We start from the raw sequence: 25187 nt of genomic DNA on the forward strand, positions 1-25187 counted from the left end.
CACAGGGGAACATCCCAAAAAGGGGACAACACCGTGCTGTCGAAGTTGTTGCGCCTTGGTGAAGGTCGCATGGTCAAGCGCCTCAGGAAGGTGGCCGACTACGTCAACACGTTGTCGGACGACGTCGAAAAGCTCACCGACGCCGAGCTGAGAGCCAAGACCGACGAGTTCAAGCGGCGCCTGGCCGACGAGAAAAACCCGGAAACACTCGACGACCTGCTACCCGAAGCGTTCGCCGTCGCCCGCGAGGCCGCCTGGCGGGTGCTCGACCAGCGACCCTTCGACGTCCAGGTGATGGGTGCGGCCGCCCTGCACCTGGGCAACGTCGCCGAGATGAAGACCGGTGAAGGCAAGACCCTGACCTGTGTGCTGCCCGCCTACCTCAACGCGCTGGCCGGCAAGGGTGTGCACATCGTGACCGTCAACGACTACCTGGCCAAACGCGACAGCGAGTGGATGGGTCGCGTGCACCGTTTCCTGGGCCTCGACGTCGGCGTCATCCTCGCCCAGATGACCCCCGACCAGCGCCGGGTGGCCTACAACGCCGACATCACCTACGGCACCAACAACGAGTTCGGCTTCGACTACCTGCGCGACAACATGGCGCACTCGCTCGACGACCTGGTGCAGCGCGGGCACGACTTCGCCATCGTCGACGAGGTCGACTCCATCCTGATCGACGAGGCCCGCACCCCGCTGATCATCTCCGGCCCCGCCGACGGCGCCTCCAACTGGTACGTCGAGTTCGCCCGGCTGGCGCCGCTGATGGAAAAGGACACCCACTACGAGGTAGACCTGCGTAAACGCACCGTCGGCGTGCACGAGAAGGGCGTGGAGTTCGTCGAAGACCAGCTCGGTATCGACAACCTCTACGAGGCCGCCAACTCGCCGCTGGTCAGCTACCTCAACAATGCGCTGAAGGCCAAGGAGCTGTTCAACCGCGACAAGGACTACATCGTCCGCGACGGCGAGGTGCTCATCGTCGACGAGTTCACCGGTCGGGTGCTCTACGGGCGCCGCTACAACGAGGGCATGCACCAGGCCATCGAGGCCAAGGAGCACGTCGAGATCAAGGCCGAGAACCAGACGCTGGCCACCATCACGCTGCAGAACTACTTCCGGCTCTACGACAAGCTCGCCGGCATGACCGGCACCGCCCAGACCGAGGCGGCCGAGCTGCACGAGATCTACAAGCTCGGCGTGGTCAGCATCCCGACCAACAAGCCGATGATCCGCACCGACCAGTCCGACCTCATCTACAAGACCGAGGAGGCCAAATACGTCGCGGTGGTCGACGACGTCGCCGAGCGCTACGAGAAAGGCCAACCGGTGCTGATCGGCACCACCAGCGTGGAGCGTTCCGAGTACCTGTCGCGGCAATTCACCAAGCGACGCCTTCCACACAACGTCCTCAACGCCAAATACCACGAACAGGAGGCGGGCATCGTCGCCGTCGCGGGCCGCCGCGGCGGCATCACCGTCGCCACCAACATGGCCGGCCGCGGCACCGACATCGTGCTGGGCGGCAACGTCGACTTTCTCACCGACCAGCGGCTGCGCGAGCGCGGCCTGGATCCGGTGGAGACGCCCGACGAGTACGAGGCCGCCTGGCACCAGGAATTGCCCAGGGTCAAGGAGGAGGCCGGCAAGGAGGCCGCCGAAGTGATCGAGGCCGGCGGTCTCTATGTGCTGGGTACCGAACGCCACGAGTCGCGCCGCATCGACAACCAGTTGCGTGGTCGTTCCGGCCGGCAGGGCGACCCGGGCGAGTCACGCTTCTACCTGTCGCTGGGTGACGAGCTGATGCGCCGGTTCAACGGCGCGGCCCTGGAAGCCTTGTTGACGAGGCTCAACCTGCCCGACGACGTGCCGATCGAGGCCAAGATGGTCACCCGGGCGATCAAGAGCGCCCAGACCCAGGTCGAGCAGCAGAACTTCGAAATCAGAAAGAACGTCCTCAAGTACGACGAGGTGATGAACCAGCAGCGCAAGGTGGTCTACGCCGAGCGGCGCCGGATCCTCGAGGGCGAGAACCTCAAAGAGCAGGCGTTGGACATGGTCCGCGACGTGATCACCGCCTACGTCAACGGCGCCACCGCCGAAGGCTACGCCGAGGATTGGGACCTGGATGCGCTGTGGACGGCGCTCAAGACGCTGTACCCGGTCGGGATCGACCATGAGTCGCTGACCCGTCATGACACCGACTCCGAGCGTGACGACCTAACCCGCGAGGAGTTGCTCGAAGCGCTGCTGGCCGATGCCGAACGTGCCTACGCCGCAAGGGAAGCCGAGCTGGAGGAACTCGCCGGTGAGGGCGCGATGCGCCAGCTGGAGCGGAACGTGCTGCTCAACGTGATCGACCGCAAGTGGCGCGAGCACCTCTACGAGATGGACTACCTCAAGGAGGGCATCGGGCTGCGGGCGATGGCCCAGCGCGACCCGTTGGTGGAGTACCAGCGTGAGGGCTACGACATGTTCATGGCCATGCTCGAAGGCATGAAAGAGGAATCGGTCGGGTTCCTGTTCAATGTCACGGTGGAGGCGGTCCCGGCGCCGCAGGTCGAGGTCGCACCGGTCGAAGAACCAGAAGACCTGGCGGAGTTCGCCACCGCGGCGGCGGCCGCCGCCCAGCAGCGTGGCAGTGGCGCAGCGGTGCCCGAGGAGGCTCCAAGTAAGTTGCGCGCCAAGGGTATTGAGGACGAATCGCCCGCGCTGACGTATTCCGGCCCGTCCGAGGACGGCTCGGCGCAGGTGCAGCGCAACGGGGGCGGCGCGCAGAAGACGCCGGCCGGGGTGCCGGCCGGCGCCAGCCGGCGGGAGCGGCGCGAGGCCGCGCGCCGGCAAGGCCGCGGCCCGAAGCCGCCGAAATCGGTGAAGAAGCGCTAGCTGGCCAGCGCGCTTTTCAGGAAGCCCAGCTGGTCGGCCAGCGCCTGCCGCTGCCAATGACCTTCATAGACGTCGAAGTGATCGACCGGGTACTCGCGCAGTTGCCCCAGCGGTCCCGCTTTCCTGGCGGTCCGCCGGGCCGCGGCCGCGGGTGCGACCCGGTCATTGGTGCCCAGCTGCACCAGGATCGGTGATCGCAGCCGCCGCGCGAAACCGGTGGCCCGGTTGAATCCGATCTCCAGCGCCGTACGCGCGCACACCTCGTTTCGCCAGGTCGGGCCGGCCATCGAGGTATATGCCTCCGCGGCGCCGGGGGTGCTGATGATCGCGACCGATCCGGGTCGGGCCACCACCGGAATCCGGTGCGGCGCACGGTTGGTGAGGGCACGGGTGCTGTCCCGCAAGCCGTGCGCGGCGGTGCGCATCAGTTGACCCGGGCCGGCGTAACGGACCAGCTGCACCAGGGCGGCCAGTCCGTCGGTGGCCGGGGTCATCGACACCGCTGCGGCGATGCGGGGGTCCTGCGCGGCGACCGCGACGACGTGGCCCCCGGAATAGGACGTGCCCCACACCGCGATCCTGGCCGGGTCCACGCCGGGCAGCTGCCGGGCGGCCGCGATCGCCGCGTGGTAGTCCTGGCGTTGCCGCCGAAACGAAACATGTTGGCGGGGACTGCCTTCCGAGTCGCCGAAGCCGCGATAGTCGAACACCACCGCGTCGATGCCGGCATCGGCGAATGCCTCGGCGTAGTCGAGCAGGCCGGTGTCGCGGGTGCCGGCGAAACCGTGCGCCATGACGATGGCGGGCCGGCCGGACGGACCCGTCATCCCCTCCGAGCGGGCCGGAATATGCCAGGCGGCGCAGCTGACGCCGTGGCTGGGGAAGGTGAGGTTCTTCATGTCGTGCGGCTCGATCACGAAGCAAGCCGGGCGGCCTGGTGGACGGAGAACTCGAGGGCCGGATCCGTCACCGGACCCCGGCGCAGCCGCTCGACATCCTTCTCGTAGGCCATCTGGACCGTCCAGGGACCGCTGGTGCCGCCGCGCGGGAACTTCGCGATCGCGCGTTGGACGTAACCCGAACTCATGTCCAGCAGCGGCACCCGCTGCATGTGCGGATCACGCAGCACCGGTTCGACGGTGTGGTAGCCGTGTGCGTCCATGTGGTCGAGCAGTCGGCAGAAGTGCTCGCAGACCAGGTCCACCTTCAGCGTCCAGGAGATATTGGTGTAGCCGAGTGCGAACACGAGGTTGGGCACCCCGCTGAGCATCATCGACTTGTACACCGTGGTGTCGGGCAGGTTCACGGGCTGACCGTCGACGTCGAGCTGGATCTTTCCGAACGGCAGCATGTTGAGGCCGGTCGCGGTGACGATGATGTCGGCGGCCAACTCCTGACCCGATTCCAGCAGGATGCCGGTCTCGGTGAACCGCTCGATCCGGTCGGTGACCACCGAAGCCTGCCCGGCCGAGATCGCCTTGAACAGGTCGCCGTCGGGCACCATGCACAGCCGCTGATCCCACGGGTTGTAATGCGGTGTGAAGTGGGTGTCGACGTCGAAGTCCTTGGGCAGTTGCCGGCGCACGTTGGCGATCAGCAGCCTGCGCATCAACTTGGGGGCGCGCTGGCAGGCCTGGTAGATGCCGCGGTTGAGCATGACGTTCTTGCGCCGGGTGATCCGGTGGGCGCGCCGGGGGCCGACCACCTTGTTCAGCACGTTGGCGATCGCGTCCTCCGCGGGTATCGAGAACACGTAGCTGGGCGAGCGTTGCAGCATGGTGATATGCGCGGCCTTGCCGGCCATCGAGGGGATCAGGGTGACGGCGGTGGCGCCGCTGCCGATGACGACGACGCGCTTGCCCGTGTAGTCGAGATCCTCCGGCCAGTGCTGAGGGTGGATGAGCTGGCCGCCGAAATCCTCGACGCCCTGGAATTCGGGAGTGAAGCCGGCGTCGTAGTCGTAGTAACCGGTGCCCAGAAACAGGAATCGCGCGCTGAATTGCACCGTCTCGTCGCTGCCCGAATGGCGGGCGGTGACCGTCCACAGCCCCTCCGGCGAGGAGAACTGCGCACCGAGCACCCGGTAGCCGAAACGGATGTGCTCCTCGAGCCGGTTCTCGGTGACGGTCTGGCGCAGGTAGTCCATGATGATGTGCCCGTCGGCGATCGCCTTGCGGTGTATCCACGGCTTGAATCCGTAGCCGAAGCTGGGCATGTCGGAGTCGGACCGGATGCCCGGGTACCGGAACAGGCTCCACGTGCCGCCGATCGACTCGCGACCTTCCAGGACCGCGAACGTGGTGCCGGGCCGGTAGGTCTTGAGGTGGTATGCGGCGCCGATACCGGAGATACCGGCACCCACGATCAGGACGTCGAAGTGTGTGGTGGTGGTGGTCATCGGGGGGCTCCTATCGCAGTTGACGACGCGATTCACGGTAGGGCCGCGACCCGGCAGTCACCATGTGCGTTCGTCGCTACTTTTGGTGTGCATATGTGCGATGGCACACTTACAAAATGGCTGGGATTTCGGTGCCACCGGCGGTGGTCGAGCTCGTCGGTGAGGTCGCCGATCTGATGCTGAACGACATCGATCACCTCGTCGCCGAGATGGATGCCGCCGTGGTCGAGATCGCACCCGTGATGGGGGCCGATGCCGCGATAGCCGCGGAGATGTCGGCAAGCAACCGCGCCAACGCCGTGCGCCTGCTCACCGCACTTGCCCGACGCGACGGCAGGGGCGCACCGGCCGACGTGCCGCCCGAGGCGCTGGACGTGGTGCGCACCGTGGTGCGTCGCGGCATCGACCTGGATGTCATCTTCCAGGCGTATCGGCGCGGACAGAATGTCGCTTGGCAGCGCTTCATGGTCTACGCCGCTCAGGTCGTCGCGCCCGGCCCGGAACTCGTGGCGCTGCTGGAGGTGACCTCACAGCTGATGTTCTCCTACGTCGACCAGGTGATAGGCCGCGTCATCGCCGACGCACAACACGAGCGTGAGGAACTCCTCGGGGGCGCGATGGCACGGCGTACCGAGACGGTCCGCTTGATCCTCGACGGTGCGCCGATCGATCGCCGCCGCGCCAGTGAGCGCCTGGGGTACGAACTCGACCGTCGACACACGGCGCTGGTGCTGTGGGCAGAACCCCGCGGCGAAATCCAGGGCGTATTGGAGTCCGCCGCAACCCTGCTGGCGCGGGCCGCCCGGGCGCGGCCGCCGCTGACGCTGCCGTCGGGAACCGCGACCTTGTGGGCGTGGCTGGGCACCAACGCAACCCCTGCCATGGACGCGTTACGCGACGCGATTCGCTCGGCGGATCCCACTGTCCGGGTCGCGGTGGGCCCCACGCAACCCGGAATCACCGGATTTCGCCGGTCACACGCCGCGGCGCTGGTCATCCAGCGGCTGCTCGGCGGCCACCCCGGAGGTGAGCGCATCGCGTTCCACCGGGACCTCGAAGTCACCGCGTTGGCTGCCCAAAACCAGGACCAGGCAGCCGAATTCGTGGCCACTACACTGGGCCCGCTCGCGGCGGACACCCCCGGTGCGGCTCGGCTGCGTGAGACCTTGCGGGTGTTCCTCGACGAAGCCGAGAACGCGCCGCGCGCCGGAATTCGTCTGCATACTCACCGCAATACGGTCCTGCAGCGGGTCGCGCGCGCGACCGAACTGCTCGGCCACCATCCCGGCGAGCGCCGGCTCGCCGTCGAACTGGCTCTCGAACTCACCCACCACATCGGCCCGCGGGTACTGGCCAGGCCCTGATCCGTCCGCAGAGCTGTCGACTGATGTAGCGAGTCGACAAAACCGGGTTAGATCGTCGCGCTCCTGATTACGATGCAGTGGGTCCTGGGCCGCGCGGCTGGCGAGAGGTCAGACGATGAGCGCCACATCGAGTTCGCCGGTCGACAAGGTTCGTGCCCGCCACCGCACTGCGCCCGGCGACAAGCAGGTGCGAACATACTTTCTGGCCAAAGAACGCCAGGGTTTTGCGCCGCTGACCAGCCGCCGCCAGCCCTCATCGGCCGCGGTACTGCTGGTGGCGTCATTCGGCGCCTTCCTTGCTTTCCTCGACTCTTTCCTCGACTCGACCATCGTCAACATCGCGTTCCCGGACATCCAGAGGTCTTTCCCGACCTACGACCTCGGCGGCTTGTCCTGGATCCTCAACGGTTACAACATCGTCTTTGCGGCGTTCCTGGTGGCGGCAGGGAGGCTGGCGGACTTGCTCGGCCGCAAGCGGACGTTCGAGTTCGGCGTGGCGCTGTTCACCATCGCGTCCGTATTGTGAGGCCGGGCGCGATGCTGCTCGCGAAGCACTGCCGCAGATCATGGCACTGTTGAATCGTTAGTCCGCAGCGGTGAAAACCCGCTCCCGGGTAATGGGTCGCGTCCGAACGGCGGTGGGGTTTACTGACAAATGATTCGGACCAGTCATCTGAGAATCCGGAGGTCAGCGATCGGCCAGTGGCTGGCGGCATCCGCAAGCGAGACCGCGGACTCAGGAGGCGCCGGAGACCGATCCGGACTCGGCAGAGATGTGGACTCGACGCCGCGCGGCTGGGCCGTCGCGTGACCCGACCGCTCACCGAGGAGGACGACATGGCGGAGCCCCTACTTCTGGACGAATTTCTGCCCACGTACGACCACGTCGTCTCCGTCTCCCAGGTGCTCCGAGCCCCTCCCGAGAAGGTGTTCGAGGCTGCCACGAACCTGGACTTGTACCGGCTTCCGCTGGTGCATCTGCTGATCGCGGCCCGCGGCCTGCCCGCGCGGCTCGCCGATGCCCGTGCCCGGCGCCGCGGCGAGTCCGTGGCGGCGGAGCCGCCGACATTTCGGGTGCGGGACCTTCCGGCGCGCGGATGGATCCTGCTGGGCGAGTGGCCCGGCACCGAGCTGGTTCTCGGAACCGTCACCAAGCCGTGGCAGCCGCTCGGCGGTGAGCCGGAACGGCCGGTGACCGCAGACAGCTTCGCCGGTTTCGCCGAGCCCGGCTTCGCCAAACTTGCCGAGACCACCCGGGTGACTCCCTTTGGCGCCCACGCGTGCATCCTCACCCTCGAGACCAGGGTGGTGTCGACCGACGAGGCCAGCCGGCGTCGGTTCCAGCGTTACTGGAGGGCAACCGGCCCGTTCATCGGGTGGATCCGGCCCGCCGTGATGCGTGCTCTCGACCGGCAGCTGGGGCGTTCGCCCTCACCGAACCCGGGGTGATCGGTATCCGATGCGGCGGAACCGCGGCTGCCTGCGACCCTGGCCGAATTGAGGCAGCCGCCTCATGCGCGGGCGCGGCCGCGGCGCGGACGATCCAGGTATGAACACATCGCTCACCCCCTTGGATGCCGCCGCGGCCGTCCTGCACGACCCGGTCCTGCCTGCCGGCGACGACGAACGATTCGTCGGGTTCGGTGTGATGGGCCTCCCGTTCACCAGCGGGCACTACCTTGCCTTGCGGCACTTTCCGATGACGTCGTTTTCACCCGGCTACCGGTCGGTGTGGCACCGCGATCCGCAAGGCAGGTGGACGTTTTACGCGACGACGCCGGGTCCGCAGAGCTGCGCCCGCTACTTCAGCTCGGTGACCCGCAATGACGCAGTCCAGTGCGAGATCGACGTCGCGTGGGTCACCCCATGGTCGTTGGTCGTCGTGATTCCGGGACTGCTCGAGTGGCATATCGACATCGGCACCACCTTTGCGACGCGGCTGATGAGCACCGTCGGGGAGCGGCTGCCGGCCGGAGCGTGGACCAACAGTGCGGCTCTGAGCGTGCTGGGCCGGGCTGCGGGGGCGCTGCTGCGGGCCGGGCAGGTCCGGCTCTCCGGGACCGCGCCGAACGGCCAGCAGTTCATGATCGCCCCCGCGCGGGTTTGGGCGGTGGCACAGTCGCGCGCCGTTTTGCGCGGCGTGGACCTCGGACCGGTGGGACCGCTGCAGCGGCAGCTGCGGCTCGCCGGTTTCCGGCCCCCGCAGCGGGGTCTGTTCGTCGTGGGCTCAGGGCATTTCGAAACGTTCGACCCGGGACGCCATGATGCCGTCAACGGCACCGTCTCGATCCGGTGACCAGTGCACAATGAGTCCATGACATCTCGGGCGTCCCAACCAGAACGTCCGAGACAGTCGGATGCGGAACTGCCGACCCGTGCGGAGCTGCTGGCGGCGCTGTCCGTCGCGATCGATCTCGGCTTGGGCCAGCCGGCCGAACACATGCTGCGGTCCGCGCTGATTGCGACCAGACTGGCCGATCGACTCGGGCTCAGCAGGCAGCAGCGGGATTCCACCTACTACGCGACCCTGATCATGTGGATCGGGTGCCACGCCGACTCGCATGAGTACGCGCGGTGGTTCGGCGACGACATTGCCGTCCGCCACGACTCCTATCTGGTCGACTGGTCGGGGTTGCCGTATCTGCGTTTCCTTGCGGCCAACGTGGGTCGCGGTCAGCCGCTGGTGCACCGGCTCAGCACGATGGCGACGCTCTTCATCAACGCGCGCGGCCACATATCCCAATTGATCCACTCGCACTGCACATCTGCGGCCCTGCTGGCGGATCGAATCGGCCTGGACCCCACCGTGCAAGCCGCGGTGGCGTTCACGTTCGAACGCTACGACGGGGGAGGGTTGCCCACGGGCGTCTGCGGTGACGCCATCCCGATCCAGATGCGCGTCGCGCAGCTCGCCGACATGGTGGAGGTTCACCACCGCGCCTACGGTGTCGAGGGTGCCGTCGCCATGGCTCGCAGCAGGCGGGGCGGGCAATTCGATCCCGAGGTGGTCGACACGTTTGTCAACCATGCAGACGCGATCCTGGCCGGCCCGCCCACCGGTGATGCATGGGCGGCGGCCCTGCGAGCCTCGCCAGATCACCAGCGGCCGCTGGACGACCAGTCCCTGGACGCGCTGCTCGTCGCACTGGGCGACTTCGTCGACTTGAAATGCCCATTCACGCTGGGACATTCGCGAACAGTGGCCCGGCTGGCGGGTGACGCCGCAGTCGCCGCCGGGCTCGATGCGGACGCGGCGGTGCTGACCCGGCGTGCGGGCCACGTTCACGATCTGGGCCGCATCGGAGTTTCCAATCAGATCTGGTCCAAACAGGGTCCGCTGAGCGCGGCGGAGTTCGAGCGAGTCCGGTTGCATCCGTACTTCACGGTGCGGATCCTCAACCAGGTTCCCGGGCTCCGGAAGTTGGCCGAGGTTGCCGGCAATCACCACGAACGCCTCGACGGCTCGGGATACCCCCGTGGGCTGGCCGAATCCGCGCTGAGCTTGCCGGACCGCGTTCTGGCAGCCGCGGTCAGCTACCAATGCGCTTGTGAGCCAAGGCCATATCGTGAACAGCTGACGCCGGAGTCGGCAACCCGGCGGCTGCGGCGCCAGGTGCAAGCCGGTGAACTCGACGCCGTCGCCGCCGAGGCAGTGCTGCACGCCGCGGGACACCGTGCCGACCGGTCGAGTCTGCGCCCGCACGGGCTCACGCCCCGGGAGGTCGAAGTGCTCTGCCTGGTCGCCCGTGGCGCGTCCAACAAAGAGATCGCCGCGGCCCTGGTGATCAGCGAAAAAACCGCCCGCAACCACGTGGAGCGGACCTACGCCAAGATCGGGGTGACCAACCGCATCGGCGCCAGCATGTACGCGCTCCGGAATGGCCTAGTCAATAATGACTAGGCCCCACTCGGCGAACTTGAGGCAATTGACCTATAGGCGAAACCGCCTGCGCCGCGGACACTTAACCCATGAAGCGATTCCTGATCATCGGCTACGGCGCCATGAGCTACCTGATATTTGTGGTGGCCTTCTTGTATGCGATCGGTTTCGTCGGCAACATCGTGGTGCCACGGACCGTCGACCACGCGGTCACCGCATCGACCGGCCAGGCGGTCGCGGTCAACGTGGTGCTACTGGGCGCCTTCGCGGTCCAGCACAGCGTGATGGCGCGGCCGGCGTTCAAGCGGTGGTGGACACGATTCGTGCCGCAGCCGATTGAGCGCAGCACCTACGTGTTGCTGTCGAGTGCGGTGCTGCTGTTGCTGTACTGGCAGTGGCGAACGATGCCCGCGGTCATCTGGGACGTGCGGCAGCCGGCCGCCCGTGTGGTGTTGTGGGTCGTGTTCTGGTTCGGGTGGGCGATCGTTTTCGCGTCGACGTTCATGATCAACCACTTCGACCTGGTTGGCCTTCGGCAGGTGTATCTGGCTTGGCGCGCAAAGCCGTACACGGAGGTCGGCTTCCGCGCCCGGCTGCTCTACCGGGTGGTGCGTCACCCACTCATGCTCGGTTTCATCATCGCCTTCTGGGCGGCGCCCACCATGACAGCGGGGCACCTGCTCTTCTCGATCGCTACGACGGGCTACATCCTGATCGCGTTGCAGTTGGAAGAGAGCGACCTGACGGCGGCGCTGGGTGACCGGTACCGGAATTACCGACGCACTGTGCCCATGTTGTTTCCCAGGCCTCGTCGGTTGTCGACCAAAACGGCTGCCCAGCAGTAGCTTTGGCCTGTATGATCGCTGAATAGTCGCGATTGGTGCCGGCCGGCTATCCGCAGTCGGGTTGCGACCGCATCACGCCAACCCGCTTCGGAGCCGGGTTCGTCGCTCCCGATTTGATTCGGGGAGACCTGATGCTCACTGCATGATGGGCACCAACCGAGCGCACAACACGAGATTTCCATGTCGAAGACCGGTGAGGAGCCACTGAACCTGTGAGACGCTCGCGCCGGAAGTGTCTTTCAGAAGACGGTTGGTTGACGCCTGAACAACATTAATCATCCCAGTTCGAAAGGGGCTTTTCTCATTTCGACTCCCCACGTCGAAGCATTTCGTCCACGCATTGAGAATTAGATACTGGTAATCTACCGGATGGCGGGACGAATACTTTTATTTGGCCCGTGAGGCGATGCCGAAGTTTAGGGCAACCCTGAAATTCAACGATTTTCTTTGTCAATCTTCGGGCCAGTACTTCGACGCAAACATAAACAGCCCCCAGCTGAATGCCGCACCGTGGCGCTCTCCATTCCAGGGAAATTCGTACTCTTCGTGGGAGGGGAGAAGTTTGTCGAACAGGGTCCACTTGAGGCCACCCGTCAAGGGGCCAAACTGTTTCGTGAACTCATCGATGTCCATGCTCCAGGGGGGCAACTCGGTTGGCGAATCGACCCGGGATAAATCGCTCCTCGTGTGCCAGTACCGCGCCGACTCAAGCACTCCTTCTTCACTGGCGGTCGCGGTGAATTCAAATCCAGGCCACAGTACGCTGCTGTATTCCAGTGATTTCGAGGACTGGCCTCCCAGGCCCAGCAGCTTCTTCATGTTTTCGAAACGAGAGGCTTCGTCGCCAAGAGCTTCGGATACCCGCTCATGTATGCGTTGTGCGTCCGCGACGGAAAACCCGTGTTCGGCTAGCTTGTTTTCTAGCAGCTTCGCATTCTTGTTGACCATTCGTATCTTCATTGTCATGAGTAGGTGGACCTCGAAGTCGAGTATCTCAGAAACCGAAGATGTATTCATCGCTTATTCCTTCATTTGCCGAGGTAAGGCAAGAATTGGGTAAGGTCGCCCTTGAACACAGCAACCGAACCGTCAGGATGTACCGTTAGTGCTTCCCAAGAACTTTCTTCGCTGGTATCGAGCTGGAGAAGCTCGGCGTGTCGAGTTCAAACCGAAACTGTCACGACCTGGATGCCGGCGGTTAGCCAGCGTTGGCGAACTTCATTGAGGTGATCGGTGGGAGCGGAAAGCAATAGGCCGAATGCCGCTGGCGGATCAGCTTCGTCACGGTAGTAATCCCGATAGAACGGTATTGACTTGGCGAACCAAGGAAAAACGTCGGGTTGTTCAACCAGCAGCAAGTGCGCATCGGTGATATCAGTAAGGTACCCGGGAGCCGGTGGCTTACCCTCAGCTGTATTAATCATGTTGTCCAAGTCGCGCATAAAGTCATCGAATGCAGCCGCGTTGCGCCCGAACCACGGCGGGAAGTGCCACACTTCGGCGAAGGTGTTGAAGAGCGCATCGAGCGTTTTGACGTGCGATCCGTCGACTGTTCGGAGCTCGACACCGTCCGGAGGTGCCAAAGCCGATGCAGTCGCGGTGTGCACACCGACGCATGCCCCGTGGCCGGCGGCCCCTAAGACGAATTCGTCTAAATTCACAGTTCGTGTTCCTCGCTAACGAATCCGATGAAATGTGCCGTAATGGTCAGTGGTGTACCACGCGGATCCGTCACTTCCGGTGACTATTCGCTCATCGTCGCGGTCCTGGTCGGGCACCCTAGGGTTGACGTCCCACGCCTGATAGGTAATTGGCTCGCCAGAAGCGTCCGTCGTGGGCAAGGGATGCTGTCCGTCAGGTGTAACGTTTCGAAACACGCTGCCGCCCTTAGTGCCCGGGGCATTCGCCGCCTGAGGCCATCTGCCCGAATCTATTTGGTTCAGCGTGCTTTGTACATTCTGCGGTACTTGCGGTTCGCTCCCTGCGGCAGTTGTTTGCCTCGGTTGTTGTGGTGCGGGTTGTGTCCAGTATGGGATGTCGGCGCGTTTGGCGTCGTTGGCGGGTGTGTATTGTGCGTTGGCCGCATTTAATTGGCGCTCGAGTTGGGTCTTTAAGGTGTTGTTATACCAGGCTTCTTGGTTATAAGCCTGAACCGCGTTCCAATCGGAAGGGTTGGGCGGGTTCAGATTGTGGTGGTCGATGTCGTTTGTCAACTTGTTGTAGGCGTCTCGTGTCGCTTGCAGCGATGGCGGGGGCGGTGGGCTGGCCCAGGGCGGAATGGGGGGCTGCCCCAGCGGCGGTTTGCCTGGCGGCGGAGACGGTGGCGGCGGAATCGGTGGGTGCGGTGCAAGCGGTGGCAGCATTGGTGGCGCTTGGGGTGCCGGGCCCGCTGCTTGGTCCAGCATCTGGGCGCCGGGGCTCCCGGAGCCGTTAGGACCGTCGCTACCGGTGGGGGGACCGGGTGCGTCGCCAGGTGGTGTAGCCGGGTAGGGGGTCGGTGGCGGGGGCGCCGCAGGTTGGGGTGGGGAGTTGAGGGTGTGGGCAGTGTCGCTGAGGTCGAGGGGGGGCGATGGTGACGACGCGCCGCCGGGTCGTGGTGGTTGTGGGTGGACGTAGGCGAACGGCTGCACCGTCGAGTTCGGCGCGGCGGTGACCGGACTGTGCAGCGTAGCGGTGGTGAGCATGCCGGCGGGTGCGCCGATACCGGGTCGCTTCACCGCTGGCGGGCTGAAACCGTTACCGGAGGGCCGGATGTAGCTGGTTAAACCCGCACCGGGATAGCCGCTGACCACACCGGCTGATCTCGGGTGTGATCCCGCAGTCGGGGTCAGGGTGCCCGCGCGGGTCTGCAGCGCCTCCGCCAGTTGCGACGAGGCCAGCCCATCGCCGCCGGGGGTGGTCGCTGTCGGCGCGGCAAGTGGCCCGGCCGGCGAGTGCGGCGCGAACATCCCCACCGGGGCGCGCGGCACCCCAGTTGTGTGGCCAGGTGGTTGGGTGCCCGCCAACGCGGCGGTATTCGGTGGTGTTGGCGGTGAATCCGGTGCGCTGGCTGATGGGGCTGCACGTTGTAGCGCCGCGGCAGCGGCCTGTGGGGCGGCCATCGCTGGGGGGATGACTGCGTGGGCGGCTTGCTCGCTGGCCTGCATGGTTGCCCCGGCCGCGCTGAGGGCCGCGGTTTCGGTCAGCCCCGCCGCTACGGCAGCCGGCGACCCTCCGGACACCGCCGGGGGAAACGGCACCATGATCGCCTCCGCGGCCGCGCGCAACGCCGCCCCGTAGGCCGCGCCCGCAGCCGCGTTGCGGGGCCCATAAGGTGGCCGAACTTGTGGGTTTGACCGATGAACAGCGCGCGGGTGGGCTGGCCGATTTAGACGTTGTGCAGCGCTGGCTCGACGACGGAATCGCTCCCAACGGCGCCCGCGGCCGGCGCTTCGCCGCCGGCGACAACCACGGCGTGGATCTGACGTTTTGCGCGCCGAAAAGCCTCAGTCTGGTGCGCGCCTACGGCGCCGACGTCATGCAAAAGGCCGTCCTCGACGCGCACAACACGGGGGTGCGCGAGGCCCTGGAATACGTCCATCAACACGCCGGCTACACCCGTGTGCACAACACCACCAGCGGCAAAAAGGATCTGCAACGGCTGCCGGGTTTGGTGGCCGTCGCCTCCCACCACGAGACCAGCCGCGCAGGTGATCCGCACCTGCACACCCACGTCATCTTGCCCAACAAACAGGCGCGGGTGGACGGCACGCTGGCCGCGGTGGACACCGACTCGTTGTGGCACGAATCCAAAGCGGGTGGGGTGATCTATCAAGCCACGATGCGCCGCGAGATGGCGCAATCAGTTGGCGCGGAATGGGGTCCAGTCGACCCGCACACGGGGATGGCCGAACTGGTCGGCGTCGACCCGGCGGTGATCAAAGCTCACTCCCAGCGCAGCACGCAGCTGCGGGAATGGGCCGACTGCAACCTCGAACTCATCGACGGCCAACCCACCCCGGCGCAGCTGGCGGCCGCGCAAAAAGCCACCCGGCCGCGCAAGCCGGAAGGCTTGTCCTGGGGTGAATTACGACGCCAATGGCACGGTGATCCGCGCGGTTTTCGCGTCGATACCGAGGCCCAACGACAAGCCCGCAGTAAGCGCCGCGCAGCGCCGACCACCTTCGGCGCCGTATCGCCGAGATCGCCGCCGGCATCGACAAGCCCGCGTTCACCCGCGCCGACCTGGTGGAAATCATCGGCGCGCAACTACCGATCGAGGTCGACGGAGATGAGCGCTCCCCTCGCGAACAGATCGAAGCAGCGGTCGACGAGATCGCGATCCGAGTCAGCGAACCGCGCGCCGCCCATCACCGCGAAGGCCACGAGCGCTACACCATCGACCTGGTGCTCGCCGAGGAGCGCCAGCTCCTCAACATGGTCGATATTCGCGATGACCGCGCCGTTGTGCGGGTTACCGAGGCGGACACGGACGGGCTATCAGCCGATCAACAACAAGCGGTCACCGCCCTGGCCGAATCCCCGTGGCTGGTACAGCCTTTGGCCGCGCCCGCCGGCGCCGGCAAGACCCATTCCCTCAAAGCGTTACGCACCGCCGCCCACCGCGGCGGCCGCACCGTGGTCGTGCTCGCGCCCCAAGGCCGCGCTGTCGACGTGGCGATCAACGAGTGCGCCGGCGACGAGGGCTACACCGTGGACAAGGCCCTCCTCGAGCTACGCAACGGGCGGTTAAGACTCGATCACCGCAACATCGTGGTCGTCGACGAAGCCGGCCTCATCGGCAACAACCAGCTGCGTGACCTGCTGGAGTACACCACCGGCTCCGGGACGAAGACCCTGCTCGTTGGAGACGCTCACCAGCTGGCGCCGGTGCGTAAACGCGGCGGTATGTTCGAGCAACTGTGCGCCGATCTGCCTTGGTCCCAACGCCTTTCGGAAGTCTGGCGGATGCTCGACCCCGAAGAACGCACCGCATCGCTCGCGTTACGCAACGGCGGCCCCAAACCATTGCGGCGCGCCATCGCGTGGTATCGCGATCACGACCGGCTGCGCTGCGGCGATGAAGTCACCATGGCCCACGACGCGCTGGAGGCCTACCGCGCCGATGTGGCCGCCGGCAAAGACCCGCTGCTCATGCCCGACAAGTGGGAACTGTGCGACGCACTGAACAAGCAGATTCACAACGACAACGTTGCTGCGGACGCCCCTACCGTCACCGCCGCCCGCGATCACCACATCGGCGCCGGGGACACCATCGTCACCCGCCACAACGACGCCACGATCACGGTCGGTATCCGGGACGAACACGGCCAGCCCGCGGTGAGCAAGACCGCATCGCAGGTGCGCAACGGTCAGCGCTGGATCGTCGAAGCAGTCGACACCGCCCGTCAGACAATCCTCGCCCGCCGCATCGGTGATGACGCCGTGGCCATCCTCGGCGGCGACTACCTACGTGAACACGTCCACCATGGGTATGCCGTCACGCTGCAATCCGAACAGGGTGACACCGGGCAAACCGCATACCCCATCGTCAGCGCGCGCACCGACCGCAAATCGCTGTACACGGGCCTGACCCGCGGCCGCGAAATGAACCGCGTATTCATCTACGACAAGATCGCCGGGGAAGGCGACCACGAACACGCCGAACCGGCCCCCGGTGTACACCAGGCCCGCCGCGGTGACAGCCACCAGGCTGCCGAACTCGTGCGCGCCATCACCGGCCGCGACAACCGGCCCCAAACCGTCCACCAAGTCGCCGCGGCAACCGACCGCGGCCGGCTTCCCGACCGGGTAGCCCGGTTCACCGCCAAACGCGACCACGACCTCGCGCGCCGCCGCGGCGCCCACCGGGCCTGGTCCGACCACCAAGCCAGCGAGCACGCCGAGCGGAACCGCTGGATGCGCGAATACCGTGACCGCAGCACCGACCAGACACACAAGGCCCGCACCCGCCAACGGAGCAGCGACACCGGCTACGACCTCGGACTGTAGAACGGGTGCCGGGCGGCTATTCGACGCAATGGACGGCGATGACGATGCCAGACCAGCTCGGGCGTTCATCGTTTCCGCTATGACGCCACCGGCCTACGAGGCAAACGCATGCGACTGCTCGATGACCTCTCCACCAGTGATGCCGGCCATCCGCAGGAAGCCCTGATCGGCATAACCGATGTCATCTGTCTCGACGACACCCCGAACGTCATGCACGACCTACGTGTAGCCTCGGCGAGCGGGTTGCCGGGAGGGCAAGCCGTGCGGAGTCTTATCCGACAAAACCTGAGGGGTGCTTGCCGCCTGGTTGGGCTACCCTTGCCCCTTATGCCAAACACCGTGCGCATCAACACTGCCAGCGTGCAGGAGACCACGACGGGCGGAGCGTCCTGGCGGCCGGGACGACCGCCGTTATGCCCCCGGCGATAACCGGTCTGTCGTGCCAACCCAGCGCCGCCGCCGTGAGCGCCGCCGATGCCATGATGTCGGGATTCGCCGCCGCGTTGAGCGCCCGGATCACCTCCTACACGGGCAAAGTCACTGCGGCCGTTGACGGTTACACGGCGAACGAAGCCAACTCAGCAGCCGAAATGACCGCCGTAGCCCCTGTGGTGATGGTCTAACCCATGACCGCACCGCTGCCTACCCTCTCGCAGCTGTTGAACTGGCCCTACGAGCACCTCAACGAAGCACCGGCATATTGGCAAGCCCTGGCCTCGAAGTGCTACGACGCGGTTGGTCAGGTGTGGCGCGACACGCTGAACATGGACTGGGAAGGCGAAGCCATTACCGCGCTGCGCGCCGCAACCGGCGCCGACAAAACCATAGCCGCAAACGTATACGACCAGGTGACGCAACAGGCGTGCAAGGAAGCCCGCAGCGGGGCATCGCAAATCCTCGATGCCCGCAACCGGCTGAAATACAAGGTGCAAGACGCCGAAGAAGCCGGGTTCAGCGTGAGTGAGGACATGTCCGTCTACGACACCCACACCACCGCCAACCCAGTCGAGCTGGCCGACCGCCAGGCGCAGGCACAGGCGTTCGCCGAAGACATCAGGTTGCGGGCGGCGAAACTGGTCACTGCGGACACCGACGTTGCCCAGAAGGTGACCGCCACGATGGCCGGGATCGGACCCCAGGCGTTCGGGGAACCGATCAACGCCGACGACACGATCATCGGAGACAACAAGCACAACGGGGTCCAACTCGTCGACTTCACACAAGACAACGCCGCTGGCACCAACCCACCACCATTTGCACCGTGGGACACTCCCGATGGAACACCGCCGCCGGGCACTGGCCTGAGTCCGAAGCTGCAGCAGATGCTGCTCGGCAGTAATCCAGCTAGTTTGACCGGCCAGGGTCTTGTAGAGAATATGCAGCGGTTCGTGCAGTCACTTCCCGAAAACGATCCCAGGACCGCGTGGTTACGCGGTCAGGTTGCGGATCTGCAGGCGCATGTGACGGACATCGAGTACGCCCGCACCCATTGCACCACAAGAGATTGGATCGAACGCACCAGCCAGTTCGCCAGCGGTGTGATCGTTACCGGCTACGGCCTGCTGGCCGCAGAGACCGGGGTCGGGCTCGCTGTCGCTGGCGCCGGTGGTGTCGGCACGATCATAGCGGGCACGAATCTGCTGCGATGCCTAACGGGGAGCAAGTGACGGACGTACTGGAGGCCGCGATTCTGTCTGGCGCGTTTGTGCTGGCGCTGTGGGGCGCCTGGCGCCCGCACTACCGCGTGGCGTCGTACCTCGTGGCCGGTGCTGTCACGTTAGTGCTGATCGCGGGTCTGGTGGTCACCGGCCAGACCAACATGACTATCGTCTCGGCGTTCTTGCTGGTAGCAATGTTCGTTCCGATGACGGTCTTCAACCACCGCAGAGCTGAACGCGGGCGAAGTGGGCGAACGAAGAAGGGCATGTAGGTCAGTGGGAGAGTCACACCGACAGCGGACGGGCCAGCTCATCATCAACCCATCCGCTTGAACACCATCAATGTCGGTGGGCGCTGTCATGCTCACATGCATGACGACTCTGGCTCCGTCAGTGCTGCAACCCTCCTTCTGGCTGGTCGCCGGCTTAGCCTGGCCAGACGATCAGCCGAGCGTGGCCGAATCCGCTGTCGCCGTTGCCCCGGACGCCTTCCAAGTTCAGCTGCTCAGTACGCCGACGCGCCAGGTATTTGACGTCGCACGCTACTTCGCGAGCCACGGCCAACACCGTGTTGTATTCCTCGCTGAGCTGACTCGCTGGCTCGACCACTTCGGACACACGTGGGCATCGCACGGAATCGACTTTGATCAGGCCCTTTACGACATCACCGAAGTCTTACCCGGGATCTATCTGGCACTTGACCGTCGCTCGTACTGCATTGTCTGCGACGCCTCCCGTGAAGGCATGGTCATCCATTACCCCGACGGCCGAGAACAGCTCACAGAAGCCGACCGCAACACCACCCGGCTCGCGCTAACTCAGACCATCACCGAAGGCTGGCCAGCCTACATCCAGTCGCTCCAAGCCGATTAACGTCGATGCGCGGGGGCAGGCCCCTAACCCTAACCTAACCACCATCCACGGCCTGCCGAATCGCCTGGCTCACATCGTATTGCGGGTCGCACAGTAGTGCGGCCACTGACCGCACCCATCTCATCCCCGCACCATTGCCGCGGGGCGACCCCGCGAACAGCAATGCCGCGAGCCCGTCGACCGCCAGCAGGCCCGCCAGCCACAGTTCATCGCTACCTGCAGGCCGTGCATTGCGCATGCGGCTCGCTAAAGAGGCCGCGTCTTCATATGAGCAGACCTCGATGCTATCTACGACGTCATTGCGAATCCTATTGCACACCAGATGGTTTCCGTCCTCCCTCATCGGGAGAGCAGCCAGTAGGACGGCAAGGGATAAGGTGGCCGGCCGGCGTCGGCCTCGCGAGCCAGGCGCTCGATACGGGCCAGTTCATCGGCCCGGTCACCCGCGAACCGCCACCGCCGCACCCGATCCCGATGCCGCCCCACCCAATCCACGTCATCGCCACCCGCCGCACACCCCGCGTCATAACGCAACGCGCAGTCGTCGAGCTCCTGCCGCAGCATATGCGCGGAAAAGCCCACATTCCAGGGCCCTTTAACGTCGGTACCGCGCTCTGGCCAGCGCCCCGAGTGTGCTCTGTCCAGCAACGATTCCCACTCGTCGTCGGTTGCATCGACCACCTGAAATCCGGCCCACCGCGACACCGACGACCGATCAGCTACTTGGGTTTCGCGCAGCCACATCAGCGTGTCCGCCCGCCAGGCACCCAGCACGGCACCCCACGGCAGACCCAGCGCCTCGGCGGCGCCCGGCTCCCACACCCGAGGACCGCCCGCAAGTACCTTCCACCACACCCAGATTCGGCGGTCACGGCCCGATGTCAGCGCGTCGCGCAGGCCGCGCTCCCGCCAATTCGCGGGCAGCGAGCCAAGCCGGGCCTGGCCCAACACCAGACGTAATGTTGTGGCTACGAGCAGCCGGTCAGCCGTCGCGTCGCGCGCGGCCGCCCGCTCCCTGCACGCCCGCCGGTTCCAGCCCACGGGCTCGGCCGGCAGATCCGGCAACTGCGGCCGAGACTCGCGAGGTCCCAACGGCGGCAGCTCCGACAACCGCGATAACGGCGCCAACGGATCGCCACCGGGAGCGACGAATCCCGCATCACTCACGGCCGTCGTCGCTCTTGGGCGAGGTGCTGCTCCATGGCGGCGATCGTCGTCACGACCGTGGCTCCGAAGCCGGCTCTGATCCCGCAATAGGCGATTTCAGCCAACCGCGGCGGTTCGGCTTTCCAACATTGGATCAGCTCGATCATCCGCCCCATCCGGTAATAATGGGTGTACCAAAGGGTGATGGCCCGGGTCACGTCCGAATCGTCGTTGTCGCGGGGGGCGTGCTGGTCGGGCCACATCGCGGCGCCCCCGTGGCGCTGGGCGGCCGCCCGATCGTAGGCGCCCCACATCGTCGCCGTGGCGGCCCCGCCGCTGACCGCCTCCAGCATCTGCCCGTCAGCCTGTTCCACCAGCAGCGCACCAGTATCATCAGGCTTCATCGCCTCCTCAAACACGATGCGCGTCAAGGTCGCCGCCGCCCACGCCGATATGTTGCCCCCGCGATCCAGACCGTTGACCCGCTGGTATAGCCCCGGGTCGATCACGGCGAGCCGATGCTGTTGGGCCGCATCCAATTTCGGCGCCACATTTACGAGCCGCAGCGCATCACGGTGATCTATCGCGGCGAAATCACCGGCAAAGTCATGTGGCGGGTCGGTCCACATCTCCGTGGTAGCCAGAGCTGAAACGGATGCGTCTGCAACGACTTTAGTCAAGCGGTCGGCGTAGTCGGCGACTATTTTCGACGGGAACTGACAGCCCATCCACACATCAGCCCAGCCGAGCGGCAGCGCGGGGTCACTAACCGCCAGGCGCACCGTGCTCGGCAAATACACCGTCGTGGGCAGATAGGCGCCGCCGCCAACGTTGTTGGCCACCGCAATGTGCGTACCGACCGGGGATCTGAGCACCACCACCGCCCACAACACCAGCATCTTCGATGCCTCGCTACCATGCGCCAGCTCACCCAAAATCCGTTGTGCGGTCACCAAATCCGGATTGACATCACTCGACGAACCGGCAAGTGCTGACATCGGGCCCGACGAACCCGGATTACCTGTCAGCATGGGCGGCGCACCGGGGCCACCACCGGTGGGGCCGGAACCGCCGCCGGCGCCTGCCCCGGCCGTGCTACTGCCACCCGCCGGCGACGTCGGCGAGCTCGGTACACCGCTGCCGGCACCAGCGGCTCCCGCACCCGGCGGGCTGTAGGGCGCCAACGGCGATGCGGTCATCCCAGGCGGGGGCATCATCCCTCCACCACCGGCGATCGGTGCGCTGCCCGCGCCGTGGCCGCCTGATACACCGGCTGAATCCACGGGTTGGGCGGTCCAACCCGATCCTGGTCCGACGCCCGCCGGACCCATCCCCGGACCTGCCGCACTCGGCGCGGCCACCGGCGGCTGGGTTGATGCCATGGGCTGTTGCGGTTGCGCCGGAGGGGTCGCCGAGGCTGTCATTCCACTCGTAGCGCCCATACCCGATGCCAGACCCGATTGGAAACTCGATCCAGAGTTGGCGAGGGGTGCCGCCGACGCCGGCGAGACAGCTCCTGCAGAGGGAGCCGCCGAGGCCGGCACGGTCCCCGAACCCAGCTGCGACGGAAAACCAGATGCCAACGATGGAGAACCGGATCCCAAGCTCGGCATACGACCCCCACCACCGCCTGAGCCACCACCGGAACCAAGCGGTGATGCAGGTAAAGGCGGGGTCATGCCGGGGCCATTCGGACTCGGACCCCACTTACCGCCTTGCGTCAGCGGACTGGGATCAGGCCCCGTCAAGGCCCATTTATCGTGTTGGTCACCGCCGTTGCCTTCCGCTGCGGCGCCATCCAAACCAGCATCGCCGTCCTCGGACCACTTAGCCGAACTTCCCTCGGCCGGCTGGGATGACCCGGACCATTTGTCGTGCTTCTGTTTTCCGCCTGGCGGCTTGGGTTTTGGGCCTTCGGATGGCGCGGGGCCAAGAGGTAGCGGTGCTTCAAAGTTCACTGCCTTAATATGGCCCTCGGCGTTGGCCGCGTGCTCGTCGACGATGGTGTCCGCCTCGCCTGCAGCGGCCGCCAAAATTGATTGCGCCGCAACATGATCGCCGCGGTCGAGTGCCGCCTGGAACGCCGGTTCCTTGTCGTCGATTAGGTCCTGCAGCATCGTCTGCAGGCGCCGCAGCTCTCCGACCGCGTTCGTCACCGCGTCGGCGGCGGGCCCGTACAGGTCCTCGTGTGCTTCCCACAACTTTCGGTTGCCGTCGTGCGCCGCCAGGGCCGCATCGCCGGCCTGGCCCTGCAGCGCCGATTGCAGCCGCTGACGAAAGTGGGAGTGTCGATCTAATGCCGCACCCAGGAGTCGGCGCTGCTCCGCTAGCGCTCCACCGGACGACTCCAGTGCGGTGAGCGTCGAGGAACTCGGGAATCGGCCGGCTTTGATTGTCACGGCCAGCACGCTCTCAGATCCGATCCCATTCGCATCCATCGATCACCCCTGGTACTGATGGCATAACGACCACACGCGGTCGTCCGCCGCGTTCGCCGCGTCAGGCGTCCAACTGTTCGGGAGCTGTATCGCACCCTGTGCTGACTCACGGCTAACCATGGCCGCACGGTCGCGATACAACCGCAATGAGTCACCTATTGCCGTCCGTATAGCATGGTCTGCAAATCCGTTGTCGCGCAAAGCATCAGCTATATAGTTTGCTGCCGGACCAATGTCGGCGGCGGTTTTGGGCGGCGACGGCAGCATCGCATAGCCCGCTGCAAACCGCGTACACAAGTCGATCGTTTGGGTGCGGATCTGCTCGGGCGAGGGTGACGGAGGCGCGGCAGTGCTCGATTCAGCAGCGCGACCACCGGGCGCAGAACTGATGTGTGCTCCGACGATCACGCCAGCGATGCCGGCACCGAAGACGCTGACCACGACTGCCGCAATCAACCCAGCGCGTCGCACACCAGACGGTCGGCGAACATTCGGGGGTACGCCGGCCTGTGCGTACGCCGGCGGGCCGGGGGGATACGTCGGCGGCTGCCACGGTGTGGACATATCACGTCGCCTGACTCGCGGCGATCCCGGCGGCACCGGCATCGTCGGCGTTGGTCAAGATGACCGAGGTTGCGGTTGTCGCCGCGTGTAATGCCGTAGCCATGGACTCCGGTGCTCCCCCATCGCATGGTGCTCGACGGGCCAGTCGGCCATGCCCGCGAGGACGGCCGCAGTCGCCGCGTCGTCGGCCGCCAGCGGCGGCGCGAACGCCACTGCGGACGGGACAGATGCCCGCCACGCGTTCATAGTCGCCGCCACGTCGTCGGCCTCCTCGTGGATCGCGTCCGTCATCGCTGCCCTCCCTGCTTTATCGAATGTTCACTAGTTGCGTTGTGTTGCTCTTTTTGTTCAGTTCTCCGGTGGCGCAACCGTTTTGGATACCTTACCGCTGAACAGCGACAGATTCGGCAGCCTTGAGTTGCCGGTAGGCCGTCGAGCGTCCGACGCCGAGCAGCTGCGCGATTTCCCACACCGGCATGCCTTGTGCTTGTAGCTCCCGGGCATGCGTCAACCGGGATCCCGACAGCGCTTGCGGGCGACCCCCGACCCGGCCGCGGTTCCGGGCTGCAGCGAGGCCGGCCATGGTTCGCTCATGGGGAAAACGCCGGCCAGGGATGCACCACCACAACCTGCTAACAGCTACCGGGTCAGGGCCGCGGCGCGCATCGCCTCACTAGACACCGTCGTCGCGACGGCCACCGACTGGGCATCAGAAAACACCCCGCGCGCCGCGGCATGCTCACCAGCGGTGCTCACATACGCTGCGCCCACCGCGGCCAGCGCCGCCGTGAACGCCGCCGAATCAGCATCCTCGCCCATCGGCGCCACCGCCGATAACGTCGGTGCAGCCGCGGCCACCCCAGCACCCAGCCTCGCAGCCAACCCCGCCTGCGTCATCCGAAGCCCACACCACCGCCGGCTCCACCGCAAACACCATCACCCAGGACCTCCGACTCACACCCCGCAGACAATCACCGACCCACCCTAATCCGGTCCCACCACCCTCGTACTCCATCAAACTCATACGCACCCGCGCCCAACGCATCACCACCCAACGCCGCCACAACCGCACCGCCCGCCTAAGCCAGCGCGCCGAGTCCGCCGGAAATCCCGGACCCCACCCGACGACGAACCCCCACCGTTC

23 protein-coding genes and 2 pseudogenes are annotated in these 25187 nt (G+C 65.8%); 15 read left to right on the forward strand and 10 right to left on the reverse strand.

Annotated features, from left to right (window positions below; all coding sequences use genetic code 11):
• Nucleotides 1-33: 33 nt before the first annotated feature.
• On the forward strand, nt 34-2886 hold the full coding sequence (secA, locus tag MKAN_RS20375; RefSeq protein WP_023371577.1) for a preprotein translocase subunit SecA: 2853 nt from the start codon (nt 34-36) through the stop codon (nt 2884-2886).
• Here the strand turns inward: secA and MKAN_RS20380 are convergent.
• Nucleotides 2883-3785: an alpha/beta hydrolase gene (locus tag MKAN_RS20380; protein ID WP_036391716.1), complete on the reverse strand. Its 903-nt coding sequence runs from the start codon at nt 3783-3785 to the stop codon at nt 2883-2885. The genes secA and MKAN_RS20380 overlap by 4 nt on opposite strands.
• A 14-nt stretch (nt 3786-3799) precedes the next feature.
• Complete coding sequence (locus MKAN_RS20385) at nt 3800-5284, reverse strand: flavin-containing monooxygenase (RefSeq protein ID WP_023371581.1); 1485 nt, start codon at nt 5282-5284, stop codon at nt 3800-3802.
• 116 nt (nt 5285-5400) lie between these two features.
• Between MKAN_RS20385 and MKAN_RS20390 the strand changes: the two genes are divergently transcribed.
• The 6 genes and pseudogenes from MKAN_RS20390 to mddA all read left to right on the forward strand — a co-directional run bounded on the left by MKAN_RS20390 (nt 5401) and on the right by mddA (nt 11373).
• Complete coding sequence (locus MKAN_RS20390) at nt 5401-6648, forward strand: PucR family transcriptional regulator (protein ID WP_023371583.1); 1248 nt, start codon at nt 5401-5403, stop codon at nt 6646-6648.
• Between the two features lie 115 nt (nt 6649-6763).
• A pseudogene (locus MKAN_RS20395) lies at nt 6764-7171 on the forward strand (MFS transporter); the annotation flags it as partial.
• A gap of 314 nt (nt 7172-7485) precedes the next feature.
• Nucleotides 7486-8097 carry a hypothetical protein gene (locus MKAN_RS28885; RefSeq protein ID WP_042313852.1) on the forward strand — a complete coding sequence of 204 codons (612 nt, stop codon included), beginning with the start codon at nt 7486-7488 and terminating at the stop codon, nt 8095-8097.
• Nucleotides 8098-8197: 100 nt separating this feature from the next.
• Nucleotides 8198-8944 carry a hypothetical protein gene (locus MKAN_RS20405; protein WP_036391721.1) on the forward strand — a complete coding sequence of 249 codons (747 nt, stop codon included), beginning with the start codon at nt 8198-8200 and terminating at the stop codon, nt 8942-8944.
• 18 nt (nt 8945-8962) lie between these two features.
• On the forward strand, nt 8963-10549 hold the full coding sequence (locus tag MKAN_RS20410; protein WP_042313857.1) for an HD domain-containing phosphohydrolase: 1587 nt from the start codon (nt 8963-8965) through the stop codon (nt 10547-10549).
• A gap of 68 nt (nt 10550-10617) precedes the next feature.
• On the forward strand, nt 10618-11373 hold the full coding sequence (gene mddA, locus MKAN_RS20415) for a methanethiol S-methyltransferase (RefSeq protein ID WP_023371594.1): 756 nt from the start codon (nt 10618-10620) through the stop codon (nt 11371-11373).
• Between the two features lie 450 nt (nt 11374-11823).
• Here mddA and MKAN_RS20420 read toward each other — a convergent pair whose 3' ends face one another.
• The 3 genes from MKAN_RS20420 to MKAN_RS29885 form a co-directional block, all read right to left on the reverse strand.
• Nucleotides 11824-12390, reverse strand: a complete 567-nt coding sequence (locus MKAN_RS20420) for a hypothetical protein (RefSeq protein ID WP_023371598.1) — start codon at nt 12388-12390, stop codon at nt 11824-11826.
• Between the two features lie 146 nt (nt 12391-12536).
• Nucleotides 12537-13034, reverse strand: coding sequence for a barstar family protein (locus MKAN_RS20425; RefSeq protein WP_023371600.1), 498 nt, complete (start codon nt 13032-13034; stop codon nt 12537-12539).
• A 15-nt stretch (nt 13035-13049) separates the two neighbouring features.
• Nucleotides 13050-13586: a ribonuclease domain-containing protein gene (locus tag MKAN_RS29885; protein ID WP_232336058.1), complete on the reverse strand. Its 537-nt coding sequence runs from the start codon at nt 13584-13586 to the stop codon at nt 13050-13052.
• Nucleotides 13587-14367: 781 nt separating this feature from the next.
• On the opposite strand from MKAN_RS29885, the gene MKAN_RS30700 reads away from it, so the two are divergent.
• The 8 genes and pseudogenes from MKAN_RS30700 (at nt 14368) to MKAN_RS20450 (ending at nt 19895) form a co-directional block, all read left to right on the forward strand.
• Nucleotides 14368-14652, forward strand: a complete 285-nt coding sequence (locus tag MKAN_RS30700) for a hypothetical protein (RefSeq protein WP_155254709.1) — start codon at nt 14368-14370, stop codon at nt 14650-14652.
• 97 nt (nt 14653-14749) lie between these two features.
• A pseudogene (mobF, locus tag MKAN_RS33085) lies at nt 14750-15400 on the forward strand (MobF family relaxase); the annotation flags it as partial.
• Between the two features lie 200 nt (nt 15401-15600).
• Entirely contained in the window at nt 15601-17364 is a 1764-nt protein-coding gene (locus MKAN_RS20430) for an AAA family ATPase (protein WP_023371608.1), read from the forward strand.
• 108 nt (nt 17365-17472) lie between these two features.
• Entirely contained in the window at nt 17473-17793 is a 321-nt protein-coding gene (locus MKAN_RS33090) for a DUF7161 family protein (RefSeq protein ID WP_418303078.1), read from the forward strand.
• Nucleotides 17794-17825: 32 nt separating this feature from the next.
• On the forward strand, nt 17826-17987 hold the full coding sequence (locus tag MKAN_RS20435; RefSeq protein ID WP_155254710.1) for a hypothetical protein: 162 nt from the start codon (nt 17826-17828) through the stop codon (nt 17985-17987).
• 3 nt (nt 17988-17990) lie between these two features.
• A complete protein-coding gene (locus tag MKAN_RS20440; protein ID WP_023371614.1) occupies nt 17991-19031 on the forward strand; it encodes a hypothetical protein in 1041 nt (346 codons plus the stop codon).
• A complete protein-coding gene (locus tag MKAN_RS20445; RefSeq protein ID WP_023371616.1) occupies nt 19028-19294 on the forward strand; it encodes a hypothetical protein in 267 nt (88 codons plus the stop codon). Before MKAN_RS20440 ends, MKAN_RS20445 begins: the two co-directional genes overlap by 4 nt.
• A gap of 100 nt (nt 19295-19394) precedes the next feature.
• Nucleotides 19395-19895 carry a hypothetical protein gene (locus tag MKAN_RS20450; protein ID WP_133163548.1) on the forward strand — a complete coding sequence of 167 codons (501 nt, stop codon included), beginning with the start codon at nt 19395-19397 and terminating at the stop codon, nt 19893-19895.
• Nucleotides 19896-20234: 339 nt separating this feature from the next.
• Here MKAN_RS20450 and MKAN_RS20460 read toward each other — a convergent pair whose 3' ends face one another.
• The 5 genes from MKAN_RS20460 to MKAN_RS20480 form a co-directional block, all read right to left on the reverse strand.
• Nucleotides 20235-21062, reverse strand: coding sequence for a hypothetical protein (locus MKAN_RS20460; RefSeq protein ID WP_023371622.1), 828 nt, complete (start codon nt 21060-21062; stop codon nt 20235-20237).
• On the reverse strand, nt 21059-22258 hold the full coding sequence (locus MKAN_RS30705; protein WP_133163547.1) for a hypothetical protein: 1200 nt from the start codon (nt 22256-22258) through the stop codon (nt 21059-21061). Before MKAN_RS30705 ends, MKAN_RS20460 begins: the two co-directional genes overlap by 4 nt.
• Before the next feature lie 1839 nt (nt 22259-24097).
• Nucleotides 24098-24334: a hypothetical protein gene (locus MKAN_RS20475; protein ID WP_023371628.1), complete on the reverse strand. Its 237-nt coding sequence runs from the start codon at nt 24332-24334 to the stop codon at nt 24098-24100.
• A 91-nt stretch (nt 24335-24425) separates the two neighbouring features.
• Entirely contained in the window at nt 24426-24626 is a 201-nt protein-coding gene (locus tag MKAN_RS29895) for a helix-turn-helix domain-containing protein (protein WP_080674108.1), read from the reverse strand.
• A 56-nt stretch (nt 24627-24682) separates the two neighbouring features.
• Complete coding sequence (locus MKAN_RS20480) at nt 24683-24940, reverse strand: hypothetical protein (RefSeq protein WP_023371631.1); 258 nt, start codon at nt 24938-24940, stop codon at nt 24683-24685.
• Between the last annotated feature and the right edge of the window lie 247 nt (nt 24941-25187).

This window comes from Mycobacterium kansasii ATCC 12478 (assembly GCF_000157895.3).
Taxonomy (GTDB): Bacteria; Actinomycetota; Actinomycetes; order Mycobacteriales; family Mycobacteriaceae; genus Mycobacterium; species Mycobacterium kansasii.

What these genes read in the sequence shown, in the direction of transcription:
- MKAN_RS20380 (WP_036391716.1), bottom strand. Translation starts at nt 3,785, where the DNA reads ATGAAGAACCTCACCTTCCCCAGCCACGGCGTCAGCTGCGCCGCCTGG.
- MKAN_RS20385 (WP_023371581.1), bottom strand. Translation starts at nt 5,284, where the DNA reads ATGACCACCACCACCACACACTTCGACGTCCTGATCGTGGGTGCCGGT.
- MKAN_RS20390 (WP_023371583.1), top strand. Translation starts at nt 5,401, where the DNA reads ATGGCTGGGATTTCGGTGCCACCGGCGGTGGTCGAGCTCGTCGGTGAG.
- MKAN_RS28885 (WP_042313852.1), top strand. Translation starts at nt 7,486, where the DNA reads ATGGCGGAGCCCCTACTTCTGGACGAATTTCTGCCCACGTACGACCAC.
- MKAN_RS20405 (WP_036391721.1), top strand. Translation starts at nt 8,198, where the DNA reads ATGAACACATCGCTCACCCCCTTGGATGCCGCCGCGGCCGTCCTGCAC.
- MKAN_RS20410 (WP_042313857.1), top strand. Translation starts at nt 8,963, where the DNA reads ATGACATCTCGGGCGTCCCAACCAGAACGTCCGAGACAGTCGGATGCG.
- mddA (WP_023371594.1), top strand. Translation starts at nt 10,618, where the DNA reads ATGAAGCGATTCCTGATCATCGGCTACGGCGCCATGAGCTACCTGATA.
- MKAN_RS20420 (WP_023371598.1), bottom strand. Translation starts at nt 12,390, where the DNA reads ATGAATACATCTTCGGTTTCTGAGATACTCGACTTCGAGGTCCACCTA.
- MKAN_RS33090 (WP_418303078.1), top strand. Translation starts at nt 17,473, where the DNA reads ATGCGACTGCTCGATGACCTCTCCACCAGTGATGCCGGCCATCCGCAG.
- MKAN_RS20440 (WP_023371614.1), top strand. Translation starts at nt 17,991, where the DNA reads ATGACCGCACCGCTGCCTACCCTCTCGCAGCTGTTGAACTGGCCCTAC.
- MKAN_RS20450 (WP_133163548.1), top strand. Translation starts at nt 19,395, where the DNA reads ATGACGACTCTGGCTCCGTCAGTGCTGCAACCCTCCTTCTGGCTGGTC.
- MKAN_RS30705 (WP_133163547.1), bottom strand. Translation starts at nt 22,258, where the DNA reads ATGATGCCCCCGCCTGGGATGACCGCATCGCCGTTGGCGCCCTACAGC.
- MKAN_RS20475 (WP_023371628.1), bottom strand. Translation starts at nt 24,334, where the DNA reads ATGACGGACGCGATCCACGAGGAGGCCGACGACGTGGCGGCGACTATG.
- MKAN_RS29895 (WP_080674108.1), bottom strand. Translation starts at nt 24,626, where the DNA reads ATGGCCGGCCTCGCTGCAGCCCGGAACCGCGGCCGGGTCGGGGGTCGC.
- MKAN_RS20480 (WP_023371631.1), bottom strand. Translation starts at nt 24,940, where the DNA reads ATGACGCAGGCGGGGTTGGCTGCGAGGCTGGGTGCTGGGGTGGCCGCG.